Source organism: Streptomyces sp. NPDC029159 (assembly GCF_055564055.1).
In genome coordinates this window covers 143,898-155,457 of sequence record NZ_JBVHWT010000005.1, presented here as the reverse complement: position 1 = coordinate 155,457, position 11,560 = coordinate 143,898, and the positions used below count along the sequence as shown (strand labels likewise).

General features: G+C 68.3%; 9 protein-coding genes and 3 pseudogenes. 7 read left to right on the top strand and 5 right to left on the bottom strand.

Going from position 1 to position 11,560, the window contains the following annotated elements:
- Positions 1 to 181: 181 nt before the first annotated feature.
- Both ACZ4U4_RS12930 and ACZ4U4_RS12925 read left to right on the top strand, forming a co-directional pair.
- Positions 182 to 742, top strand: coding sequence for a glycosyltransferase family 2 protein (locus tag ACZ4U4_RS12930; protein WP_467872459.1), 561 nt, complete (start codon positions 182 to 184; stop codon positions 740 to 742).
- A 103-nt stretch (positions 743 to 845) separates the two neighbouring features.
- On the top strand, positions 846 to 1,001 hold the full coding sequence (locus tag ACZ4U4_RS12925; RefSeq protein ID WP_467872456.1) for a hypothetical protein: 156 nt from the start codon (positions 846 to 848) through the stop codon (positions 999 to 1,001).
- A gap of 169 nt (positions 1,002 to 1,170) precedes the next feature.
- On the opposite strand, the gene ACZ4U4_RS12920 is transcribed toward ACZ4U4_RS12925, so the two are convergent.
- The 3 genes from ACZ4U4_RS12920 to ACZ4U4_RS12910 all read right to left on the bottom strand — a co-directional run bounded on the left by ACZ4U4_RS12920 (position 1,171) and on the right by ACZ4U4_RS12910 (position 3,889).
- The gene (locus tag ACZ4U4_RS12920; RefSeq protein ID WP_467872454.1) at positions 1,171 to 2,019 is read right to left on the bottom strand and encodes an LLM class flavin-dependent oxidoreductase; all 849 of its coding nucleotides are present in this window, start codon (positions 2,017 to 2,019) and stop codon (positions 1,171 to 1,173) included.
- Positions 2,020 to 2,053: 34 nt separating this feature from the next.
- Positions 2,054 to 3,208: an epoxide hydrolase family protein gene (locus tag ACZ4U4_RS12915; RefSeq protein ID WP_467872452.1), complete on the bottom strand. Its 1,155-nt coding sequence runs from the start codon at positions 3,206 to 3,208 to the stop codon at positions 2,054 to 2,056.
- Positions 3,209 to 3,436: 228 nt separating this feature from the next.
- Positions 3,437 to 3,889, bottom strand: a complete 453-nt coding sequence (locus ACZ4U4_RS12910; protein ID WP_467872450.1) for an SRPBCC family protein — start codon at positions 3,887 to 3,889, stop codon at positions 3,437 to 3,439.
- A 56-nt stretch (positions 3,890 to 3,945) separates the two neighbouring features.
- On the opposite strand from ACZ4U4_RS12910, the gene ACZ4U4_RS12905 reads away from it, so the two are divergent.
- On the top strand, positions 3,946 to 4,428 hold the full coding sequence (locus ACZ4U4_RS12905; protein WP_467872447.1) for a MarR family winged helix-turn-helix transcriptional regulator: 483 nt from the start codon (positions 3,946 to 3,948) through the stop codon (positions 4,426 to 4,428).
- A 1-nt stretch (position 4,429) separates the two neighbouring features.
- Here ACZ4U4_RS12905 and ACZ4U4_RS12900 read toward each other — a convergent pair whose 3' ends face one another.
- A complete protein-coding gene (locus ACZ4U4_RS12900; protein WP_467872445.1) occupies positions 4,430 to 5,869 on the bottom strand; it encodes an ATP-binding protein in 1,440 nt (479 codons plus the stop codon).
- Between the two features lie 287 nt (positions 5,870 to 6,156).
- Positions 6,157 to 6,303, bottom strand: a pseudogene (locus ACZ4U4_RS12895) (peptidase C39 family protein); the annotation flags it as partial.
- 515 nt (positions 6,304 to 6,818) lie between these two features.
- On the opposite strand from ACZ4U4_RS12895, the pseudogene ACZ4U4_RS12890 reads away from it, so the two are divergent.
- The 4 genes and pseudogenes from ACZ4U4_RS12890 to ACZ4U4_RS12875 form a co-directional block, all read left to right on the top strand.
- Positions 6,819 to 6,932, top strand: a pseudogene (locus ACZ4U4_RS12890) (3-hydroxyacyl-CoA dehydrogenase family protein); the annotation flags it as partial.
- Between the two features lie 756 nt (positions 6,933 to 7,688).
- Positions 7,689 to 8,396: pseudogene (locus ACZ4U4_RS12885) on the top strand (DUF6177 family protein); the annotation flags it as partial.
- 244 nt (positions 8,397 to 8,640) lie between these two features.
- Positions 8,641 to 11,169 (top strand): hypothetical protein, encoded by a 2,529-nt coding sequence (locus ACZ4U4_RS12880; RefSeq protein ID WP_467872442.1) that lies wholly within the window; start codon positions 8,641 to 8,643, stop codon positions 11,167 to 11,169.
- Positions 11,169 to 11,540: a toxin-antitoxin system YwqK family antitoxin gene (locus ACZ4U4_RS12875; protein ID WP_467872440.1), complete on the top strand. Its 372-nt coding sequence runs from the start codon at positions 11,169 to 11,171 to the stop codon at positions 11,538 to 11,540. Before ACZ4U4_RS12880 ends, ACZ4U4_RS12875 begins: the two co-directional genes overlap by 1 nt.
- Positions 11,541 to 11,560: the final 20 nt, after the last annotated feature.

Sequence of the window (11,560 nt, the reverse complement as noted above, 5' to 3'; positions counted from 1 at the left end):
ACCCCTCCCCCCCCCCCCCCACCCCCCCCCCCCCCCCCCCCCCCCCCCCCCCCCCCCCCCCCCCCCGCCCGCCCCCCCCCCCCCCGCTTCCGTCTGCCCAGGGCAGGAGCCCTGGCCCGCGCCCTTGAGCAGGAGTGGGCGGTGAACACCGAGTCCGCAATCGAGTGCGGTCGAGGGCCAGTTGTCGAACGTCGCTCAGATCGTTGCAGCGTCGAAGGCCGGCGCCCTCGTGGACTCCGCGTTCGGTGTCGAAGTGGCCGTTGTTACGCCTACGCGGCTGCGTCCGGACCGGATCGCGTACCTGCTGGAGCTCTATGCGAGCCTGCGGGATCAGGATGTGAGCTGGGAGTGGATTCTCGCTCTCGACGGCGTGTCCGAGGAGGGCGTGCCCGAAGTTCTGCGTACGGACGCTCGTGTGAAGGTCGTCGCGCTCCCGCGGCCTGTGGGAGCCGGCTCGGCGCGCAACTTCGCGATGAACGAGGTGACCGCCGAGTGGCTCACTACGTCGGACGATGACGACGTACTGCACACCAGCCCAGTCCGTGCGCCCGCGCTACGCTCAGGCGCACGGACTGGGCTGGTGTGCAGGTTGGTCTGCAGACCTTCGCCCCGACCGTTCGATCACTACCTGGCGTTGCTCAACTCCGCCTGGTTTCCATGCGCCTGGCGATGTCTGGCGGCACTGGGCGTCCCCGGACTCGACCATTCCCATCGGACCGACGACGCTGCTGGCGCGCACTGAGGTTGTCCGCGCGAGCGGTGGCTACGCTGCCCTGCCCCAGGGAGAGGACTACGCCTATCTGGTCGGCGTCATCGGTGTCGCCCGCGGCGCTCTGCTGCCGACCGTGGTCTATCACTACCGCAAGCACGCGGAGCAGATGACGGCCCAGCCCGAGTATCCGGCCATGGAGCCGCAGGCCCGCCGGTTCGCCTGGAACCACGGCAAGCACCTGCAGTCGCTGCGCAAGGAGAAGTGCACTCTAGGTTCCGCGGTTTCGTGAGCACCGCCGCGTGATCATGAGCACCGTTCGAGCATTTCCGCGCGATCGTGGGCAGCGGTACCGGCTCGGCGACGCTGCGCCGGCACTGGACGCGGAGCTGCGTGCGGACTTCGCGCCGGGCAGGCCAGTCGTTTGGAGGTCTTGCTGTATGTCGGCTCCCGACGGCTGTTCAGGTGGCGATGTCGGCGAGCCTCGTGACCTCGTCGAGGTCGTCCGTGGCGGGAACGAAGATGATCTCGTCCACACCGAGGTCGGTGTACTCCGTGATGGACCGCTCGATCGTCTCCCGGGTGGTGCGGAGCACCGCGTTGGCGGCGATGTCCTTGGGGGCCAGCCGGTAGAAGTCCTCGATGTTCGCCCGTCCGGCCTCGGGGTCGCCCAGTGCGAAATAGGTGAGGACGACGAGTTTCGGGGCGCCCCGGCGGCCTGCCTCCCGCCAGGCCCGTTTCGCCGCCTCGAAGCTGGGCGCCGTCATGGCCGGAGGCAGCGACCCGCCGATGTAGCCCTCTCCCCAGCGCACCATGCGGTCCAGCGCACGAGCGGAGTACCCGCCGAACAGCATGGGGACTTGCCGGGTGCCCGACGGCACGGCCGGGTTCGGTCCGTTGCCGGCCGGCGCCCCGCTCCAGATCTCGCAGTACGTCGCCAGGTCGGATTCCAGCCGCGCGCCACGACCGTGCATGCCGTGACCGGGCACGGTGAACTCGTCCTCGCGCGACCCGACGCCGACACCGAGCGTGAGCCGGGCGCCGGAGACACCGTCGATGCCCGCGATCTCCTTGGCCAGCAGGGCACCGGGCCACGTCGGGGCCAGCAGGACCGCGCTGAGCAGTCCGATCGTGGTGGTCGCCCCGGCCGCGGCCGCGAGCGCGACGGTGTCGCTCACGCCCGGGTATGCGTAGCGCCCGGTCGTGGCAAGGGTGGAGAATCCCGCTTCCTCGGCCCGGGCCGCCCAGCGTGGAAGGGCCGATGCCGTGACATCGCGGACCTGATTCGGAAGTCCGATGCCGATCTGCACAGTGGTTCCTCTCTGGGGTGGGGTCAGTCCTGCGTCAGGGTGTGCCGGGCAGGCTTCGGAAGAACTCCCGGATGTCGGCCACGAGTAGCTCGGGTGCTTGGAGGGCGGGGAAGTGCCCGCCTCGCTCGTACTCCCGCCAGCGCGTGATCACGTGGGACCTTTTCGCCAGGTCCCGGATCGCATGGTCCCCGGGGAAGTTCGCCACCGCTGTCGGGACCATCGACGGCGACGGCCTTCCCGCCGACAGTTCGGCCCCGGCCTCGAAGTAGAGGCGTGCGGCAGAGCCCGCTGTTCTGGTCAGCCAGTAGATGGTGACGTTGGTCAGGATCGCGTCCCGGTCGACGGCGGTGTGCTTGGTCGCGGTGGGGTCGTAGTCGACGAACCACTCGGAATTCCAGGCCAGTTGACCGGCCGGCGAGTCGTTCAGCGCGTAGGCGATCGTCTGTGGGCGGGTGCTCATCTCGTGCATGTAGCCGGAACGCCCGTACCACCACCGCTCGTGTGTGAGCGCCCGTTCGCGATCGGCTTCGCCGAGTGTGTCGAGCTCGTCGGGGGACATGGGCCACGCGGCGAAGGCCAATGCGTTGACGTGCACTCCGATCACCCGTTCCGCGGCAACCCGGCCGAGCTCGGGCGCGATGAGACTGCCGAAATCCCCTCCCTGGGCCGCGTAGCGCTCGTACCCCAGGTCGCTCATGAGCTGAGCCCAGGCGCGGGCAGTGCGGTTGACGCCCCAGCCGCGATCGCGGGTGGGGCCGGAGAAGGCGTACCCGGGCAGGGAGGGCGCGACGACGTGGAAGGCGTCGGCCGGGTCGCCTCCGTGTGCGCGGGGATCGGTGAGCGGTCCGAGGATCGCCTGGAAGTCGGCGATCGTGCTGGGCCAGCCGTGCGTGATGATCAGGGGCGTCGCGTCAGGCTCGGGGGAACGGACGTGCAGGAAGTGGATGTTCTGCCCGTCGATCTCGGTGGTGAACTGCGGGTGCGTGTTGAGCGCCGCCTCGTGCGCTCGCCAGTCGTAGCCCTCGCGCCAGTAGCCGGCCAGGTCCCGCAGCCATGCTCTGTTGACGCCGTGGGACCAGCGGGCTCCGGGCAGCTCATCGGGCCAGCGGGTGCGGTCCAGGCGCTCCGCGAGGTCCATGAGATCTTCTTCGGGTGTGTCGATCCGGAAGGGGCGGGGTTCGGACGCCATGCGACTCTCCTGGGTTGTGCAATGCACACTGCGGCGGCACGCCGCGCTGAAGGTGGTGTTGGGCCCGCGGCAGCAATCGCCTCTGCGCGCCGTGATTGGGCGGCATGCGAACGTTCCGCGGAAGCATGTCGAAGTGGTGCGACGGTCCCGGCAGCCCGGGTACCTGGAGCGGGCATACGGTGCATGGCCGGCTGCGGCTGGTGTGCCGGGCCGCCCCTGCCCGTCGCTTCAGGCGCCGTTCTCGACCAGGGCCTTGAGCCGCGGCAGGGTCTTCTCGATGCCCTCGGCGTTCCAGCGGGGCCACGGTGTGCGCAGGAGCAGTCCGCGCACAGGCGAGGTGGAGAAGTCGCAGGTCTCGACGACCCGTGTGGCGCCGTCGACGGCTTCGAGTTCGTAGCGCCAGCGGTGCTTGCCGGGGTGGCACCACGCGATGCGCCGGTCCGCCTCGAACTCGACCACGGTGTTCACGATTTGGTAGCGCACACCGAACAGTTTCATGGCTGTCTTGAACGTGTCGCCCAGGCCCAGGCGATCGGGTCCCGATACCGCGTTCTTCACGGTGCCCGAGCCGTCGAAGTCGGCGTGACGGTGCGGATCGGCGAGCACCGAGAAAACCGTCGAGGGCAGTGCGGCGATGATGATGCTGCGTGAGATTAAGAGGGGGCGGGATACGGAGAACATGCGGTACTCCTCATTCGCTCATTGCGGCCCGAAGCGCAACATGACAACATGTTGCCATGTCCGAGAAGGTAGCTACACGACAACATGTTGTCAAGGATGGGGACCGGGCCTGTGATGCCTACAGCGCGCTGATCGACCAGGTCGGCAGACTCGCCGACGTCGTCGAAGCGATCGGCAACGGCATCGCCCGGCCGACCGGCCAGAGCCTGGCGCGCTGGCAGGTCCTCGCCGAGGTCGAACACGAAGCCGCCCCGGTCGGAGCCATCGCCTGCCGGCTCGGCCACACCCGCCAGGCAGTCCAGCGCGTCGCGGACCTGCTCGTCCAGGACGAACTCGCCCGCTACCGGCCCAATCCCGCGCACCAGCGGGCCAAGCTGATCGAGGTCACCCCGACCGGCCGCGCCGCACTGCACAGGATGCAGGCGGCCTACACCCAGCTGGCCCTGCGCACCACCGAGGGTCTCGACCCGGAAAGGCTCACCCTCGCACGCGAGACCCTCGGTGAGCTGCAGCGCCGCCTCGAATCCGAACTGACCTGACTCATCGAATGGCGCGCCGGCACTCAGGGGATCTCGATACACGGATCCCCGGCTGGACCGCCACCAGGATCCGCCTCGCCCACCCGGCCGACAAACCGGTCAGACTGGGGCGCGGACCCCGCGGCCGAGCGAACGTGGACCACCTCGCCATCGCGCCCGGCGACGCCGTGATCCTCCCGGAGGGAATCGCTGGTCGGGCCGCTACCGGGTCCGCACCGTCGGTGAACGCCTGCTGCACGGCCAGTGCGACGTCACCGACCGACTCCGCGGCCTCCGCCACGAAACAGCCACCCGTCTCCACCGCCCTCGACGTCCGCGTCACCCCGCTCGTCCTCATGGACGGTGCCCCCATCGACGACAGCGAGCTGGTTTGGCTCCGTCTATACCGTGAGCGGCATTTCAGGAAGCGTTCGACGGCGGTGCCGCTGGGGTCGCCGACCTCGGCTGGGTCTGTCGGGCGGGTCTCGGCGAGCATCGAGACCAGCACGGGCAGCCCGCCGGACAGGGTGAGGATCACCTCGACGACGCGTTCGTCGGTGACGCCCTTGACCGCCAGCAGATGGCGGGCCTCGTCCTCGGTGAAGACGTCCAGGGGGAGGTCGGTGACGAGGTCGAGCCAGTCGCCCCAGCACCGCGCGTCCAGCCGTGACTGGCCCGCCAGCAGGACCATGACGTTCGCCGGGAGTTCGCCGTAGCGGTCGCTGACCAGCAGGTCGCGCAGCCAGGTGTCCAGCCGTGGGCCGGTGCGTTCGTAGGTGTCGAAGAGCAGCACGATCCACGGTCGGCCGCGTGCCGTGTCGGTCAGGTGCCGGAGAAATACCGGGGTGAGGGCCTGAAGCGGGGACGTGACGAGCTGGACGTCCTCGTGGTTGCGGAGGTGGGCGCTGAGTGCCGCCTTGAGACGATCGGCCCCCGCCGCCAGATGGTTGGCACTGACCGCGCCGGTGAACGTACTCAGGCCGGGGACCATTCCCGCGCCCGCAAGGCCAAGTTGGGCGAGGACCATACTCGATGGCGACGGTGCGGCCGGTGTGGCGGTTTCCGACGAGCCCACCGCCGCCTCGGCCTCGGCGAGGCTGGAGTCGGCTTCGTGACGCCGTTGCCGGTAGGTCGCCAGCGCCTTGCTGAAGTCCTTCGACGGCTCGCCCTGCGCGGCGAGCTGGGCGCTGATGGACTCCATCGCCTCGATCGGGTCGGCCACCGCCTCATCGACATAAGCGGTGAGCGCGCCCGCCTCACGGGCGACGTTCTCCAACTGCCGGGCCAGCGTGGACTTCCCCACACCACCAGGCCCGTGGATGTGGAAGAGAGACTGCGTGGCCTCTTCCGGCTCCTGCTGCAAAGCCTCCTGGAACTGCGCCCGCTCGCTGCGGCGTCCGACGAACCCGCTGCGCCGGCGCCGCCTGATCAGCTCCTGCCGTGAAGGTCCCCGCCCCGCCACCTACTACCTCCCCGCCCTGCGGCTCACCCCCACCATGCTGTCACCACGATCACTGCAGCGGGCCGAGACCGGAACTTCGGTTGGAGTACGCAGCGTCGGGCCGCCCCTGGCCACGCTGGACCGGGCGATCGGCGAACCCGGCCTGGACACCGATCCATCAAGGTCACGGTCGACCAGTACGGACACCTCACACCCAGGACGGCCGGGAGCACAGCCGCCAGGTGATGACGACGGCCTTCCGGGACCACCTCCCGAAGAAGCCGTCGCCCCACCCGGCGGCCCCACCGCTACCGGACCCCGACGTCCCGCAGTGCGCCGCGCTGGGCCGGGGTCGGGTCCACCGGGAAGTAGAGGTAACACACTCCCCCGCTACCGCTCTTGACCTGCCCCTCCGCGTCGTACCGCTTCGTCCGCAGCCAGATGGTCTCGAACTGGAACGCTGAGCCCTAGCAAATGCTGGGCGGAGTGGCAAACATACAGGTCAACGGCCTGGGCTCGTTCGCCGCGAACGAGCCCAAGCCGGGCCGTGCTGAGTTCGTGCTGAGTTCCGCTGAGGCCCCTTTTCGGTCCGGCCAGGAGCGTTGTGCTGGATCGGTGCTGGTTTCCCGCGGGGCGGGCCCACTGTGCGTCACCTCAGCCCCAGCGCCGCCTCCCTCATAGAGGCTGTGTTTGAATCAATGAAGGTCAAGCGGCGCTACACAGCTCGTTTGGTGCGGCCGTTTTCCGTCCCTATCGTGTGGCACTCCCGACCTCCGGAGTGAACAGTTATGGACCAATCCATGTGGACCGTGCCACCCCTCGCCAGCTTTCTTGGAAAGCCCGCCTCATGGGTTTACGACAATCACGAGAAGCAGGTCATCCCCAGTTTTCGCGTTGGACAGCAGCTTCGGTTCCGGCCCAGCGAGATCAAGACCTGGCTGGAGGATAACTGCCGCGGGCAAGAGGCTGCATGAACGAGGAGTACAAGGAGCCGCTCTACGCCGCTCCCCCGCTGCTCGCGCGGATGGTCGACGCCGGCCGGCTGGGCCGCAAGAGCGGGTCGGGGTTCTACTCGTACCAGTGAGTGCGACCGCTTCGCCAACTGGCGCTGCTCCAAGGGGTAGTTCACTTGGAGCAGCGCCGATCGCGGCACTACGCTCGCGCGACTCGCACTGCTCCACCAGCCCCTCGCCCACGCAGCCGCGTCCATCCAGGGCGGCTCGCACAAGGGATGTGGCCCGGCGAGCATCACCAACCGACAGGGAACCACCTCTGAACTGGGCCTTTGCGTCTTTCAGAGTCGTCGGGGCCTTACCCGTTTACTCAGCGAAAAGTCCGAAAAGTCCCTGGGAAGTCTCTGGTCCGGATTAGCTTGACCTGCATTTTCGAGCCCTGGATCGGCGGCACGTACAGCGGCAGCGGCTCGCCCCTCCCCTGGGCGTGGAAGTTCTCGCGGATGCCTCGCGTAAATGCTCGGCGGCGAGCACGACGAACCACCGCTCCGCTTGATCAGGGGTGTCCGATGAGCCGCACGAACGCGATCACACTCCCATCGGGCAGCGCCCGCGCCCACACCGGAAACGTCAGCCCTCCCTACACCGGCTGCGCTCCTGATCGTCGATGCTCCGGCGAGTGCCCCGCTGCCGAGGAAGAGGAAAAGCTACCTGGTCCGAGCCTGCCCTCCGGGGTGCGGCTCCGTTGTGGCGCTGTCTACCAGGTCGCTGGGTACATCGGTCTGGGCGCTTACCGTTCCGAGCGCGGCGGCCCTACAGCGACGGCATACACCAACACCCTCGTGGCACGCACCAATCCCGGCATGGGCAGCTCGGCCATGGAATACGGCATATTCGCCCCCGTGACGTCGGCCGACGTGACCGCTGACGACCCGCCTACCCCGGTGGCCGCCTCCTACCAGGACGTGGCGGTCACCGGTGAACACCAGCTGGCCGTGACCTTCCGCACCGTCCACCCCGCGGACGACCGCCTGGTCCTAGGCGGCGCCCTGGAGTCGATATGGCGCGAGCTGACCGGCGCGCCCCCGGCCGGATGGGGAACCGCCGAGCCCGCCAATCTCCCCTGGTCACCGCGCCGGATCACCGACCTCGCCCACGAGCGGGCGCCCGAGCCGACGTGGTGCGTGGTGGTCGGCAACCCAGACCGGCCGGGCCTTGCCACCGTGCGTATCAGCCGGACGACGGCGGGCGTGGAGGAAGATGTCACGCTGATGTTCGGCTACGGCCCCGACGAAGTGCCCCCGGTGGACGCCTTGCCCTGGACAGCGGTCGGTGCTCGTCCAGCTCCGCAAGGCCCGCCGCGACCTGGCGGTGCCGCCCCGCTTCGAAGGCCCGGGGCCCCCTCGCCTTCGTCCTCGGCGCGGACGAGGTCCGCCGGATGCCTGACAACCGCGCCCAGCACACCCCGCTGTCCGGACCGCCGGCCCCTCTCGGCCCGAAGACGCAACCGGCGATGGTGCTACCCGCTGCCGGGAGACCCGTCGGATCTGTCGGGCTGGAAGGACTTTGAGTGCCTGATGCGGCGTCTGAAGGGCGGGGGAGAACGCCTGGAGCGGGTGGGTCGGCCGTTCGGCCTCCCGTATCAGCCTCGCTACGGCGGCGGGCAGTCGGACAGCCGCCCTGAGCCCGTTGTCACACCCCGGTCGTAGCATCGGGATAGCGGATTGCATCAGCGATCCCGCACTTGATAGGCATAACCGCACAAAGGATCGTCAAGTTCAGCAGGGGGGCGATCTGGAGGCGGCCAGGAACGCCCAGAACGCCGCCCGGGCTGTGCGGGTGGATGCGCTGAAGGGCTTCGGGGGGGGGGAAGAAGTGAGTGACGCTCCGGTCGACCCGGCCGAGGTACCGGTCTTCACCGGCGATCTGGACCTTCTCGAATCCAAGGTGAAGTCGCTCTCCCACAGCGGCCCCAAGATCCAGACCGCCGGCTCGGACGTCCACACGTCCTTCGGCGGACTGTCCGCCTTCTACAAGGCGCCCGAGGCCGAGCAGCTGTTCGCCGTCACCAAGCCCGTCGCGGACAAGGCCCACGACGTCAGCGAAGACGTACGCGTCATCGCCAAGGCCCTGGGCACCTATGCCCGTGAGATCGCTCCGCTGGTCAAGCAGCTCGATCAGCTCAAGCAGGACGCCGCCACTTTCCGCCACAAGGTCGCGGGCGACGACAACTGGCGCGAGGACGGCGACCTGACCGACGAAAACCTCAGCCGCCGCAACAAGATCGCCGAGGTCTGGGCCGCATTCCAGGCAGCCGAACGCGACTGCCACGCCAAGATCGTCGCCCTGGTCGGCGGCAAGAAACTGCACGCGATCGACGGCTCCCACACGACGGGCTACGGCTACGACGCCGAAGCCCTCAAACAGTCCAAGCACCTGCCCTGGGGCGACGCGGTCGAGGAATCCGTGCCGTGGTGGAAGGTGTGGCGGCACGCCTACGACTTCGGCAAGGGCGTCATCGTCGACGGCGCCTGGGGAACCATCAGGGGCCTGGGCACCCTGCTCTGCGTCGACGGCTGGGACGCCGCCGGCCAGGCATGGACCGGCCTGGCCAAGCTCGCCACCGGCGTCTCGATCACCACCATGCCCCTCATAGGCCCCGCCTTCCTGGCGATCCCGGGCGACAAACTCCCCTCCTGGCTACGGGACTCCCGCACCGCGATGAAGGAAACCGGAAAGGCCCTCGTGGCCTGGGACCAATGGGAGTCGAACGCCCCCCGGGCCGCCGGCGCGGTCACCTTCAACGTCCTGACCGCCATCTTCACCGAAGGCGCCGGCGCCACCGCATCAGGCGCAGGCAAAGCCGGCGCCGCGGCCAAGGTCGTGTCCATCGCCGGCAAGGCGGGCAAGGCCATCGACCCGATGACCTACGTCTTCAAAGGCGCAGGCGCGGGAGTATCGAAGATCAGCACCGTCATGGCCCACCTCAAAGACGCCGGCCACTTCACCATCCCCAAGATCTCCGAAGGCGCCTTCAGCCTGCCTGAGGGTGCCGTCAGTCTGCCGGACGGCACCGTCCAACTCCCCAACGATGCCGCCGTCCCAGTCGGCGCAACCAAGCTCCCCAACGGCACCATCAAGCTGCCCGAGGGCACGACCGTCCTCCCGCCCCACACCGTCAAGGACCCCTTCACCGGGAACTACACGGACGGCGCCGGGCACCTCTACGACAAGGACGGCACCCTCCTCCAGCACGCCGACGACGCCCCCAAGAACAAGCCCGCCCAAGCGGCCACAGGCGCGGACAGCCCGCGGATCGAGGCCCCCGCACACCAGAGTCAGCCGGTCCTTGCCGGCGTCGGCGGACGCAGTGACAACGCCACACGCATCGGCTCGGACCTCTCCGATCCGGCCCGCACCGTGGACGGCACCTCAGCCGTCCACACCGACACGTCTCCGGGCGGCACCACAGGACACAGCCTTTGGGGCCAAGCGGGCGATCACACGCCCACGAACAACGTGGAAAATGAGGCAGGTAGAGCAGGCCGCACTGGTGATGCCACCCCCACGATCGGAGGCCACGGCTCTGACGACCCGACGGTCCCGCACCAAGGTCAGCACGGGGCCGGTTTCGGGGCGGCCGGGCACGACCCTCATGTTCCAGGTTCGGGCGGGACACCCGATCACGGCGCCTCTGGCTCTGCCTCCAGCCCGGAAGAAGCGCTCTCCCTCGATACACACGTGGGCGAAGACGGAACAGTTCCACCTCCTGGGCAGGGGCAGAAGCTCTTGGAGCAGATCGACGTCAACCAGCCTTATGTGGCCAGGAAGGACGGCCTCATCACCCACATCCACGACAAGCCGGTCGCCGACTACCTAGATGAGCTGGCCCAAAAGCGCGGAGCTGAGTACCGAGACGCCAAGGACTCAGGTGCCTTTCCCAGGAAGCAGACAGGGGCTTGCGTCGGATCCGTGATGGACCTCCGGACGGGCACAATCATCGAAGGCATCAACGGCAAGGCGGATGTCGTCATCAAACTGGACGACCTGCACCCCACCCTGCGGGAGAGGTTGGAAACGATTGGGGACCCCCCGCCGCACAAGGACAACCCACTGGGCCATGCCGAGGTGAAGGCGGCCAACGAGCTGCTTTGGATGCGTACGCGCCAGGGACTTCCGGACGACGCCTCTGTTCTCGCCGAGATGCGCGCGTCGGTCGACTTCCCCTACCTCAACGATGCTTCGACGGGGCTTCCTGGCAGGCGAGCTCCCTTCTGCGCGAACTGCAACCATATGCTGCAAGGGCTGCCCAGCAGCCACGGGAGGTTCACCGGCTTCCCTCCGAATGACGAGAACTGGATTCCCTGATGACCCCTGCGCCACGAATCGACGTTGATGATCCGGACGTTGACATGGATCCCGCTCAGCGCTTGCTCTACCGAGGTAAGCCCTTCACCGGAGAAGTAGCTGAGTACCAGGGCGGACACCTGATCAGCTTGGATGAGTACACCGATGGAATCCCGAACGGGCAGTCCCGTGAGTGGTACCAAGACGGCATTCCGCGCTCCGAGGGGGTTGTCCGAGACGGCCAAGCTGTCGGTGAATTCAAGGAGTGGCACCCCAACGGGGTCTTGAAGTCCCGAAAGTTCTTCGACAGCTCCCTAGCTTCTCTCCGCGAGGAGGACACATGGGATGAGCAGGGAGTTCGGTTGACCTCATGGCGCCGCGACGACACCTGAGCCAGAAAATCCCATGTGCT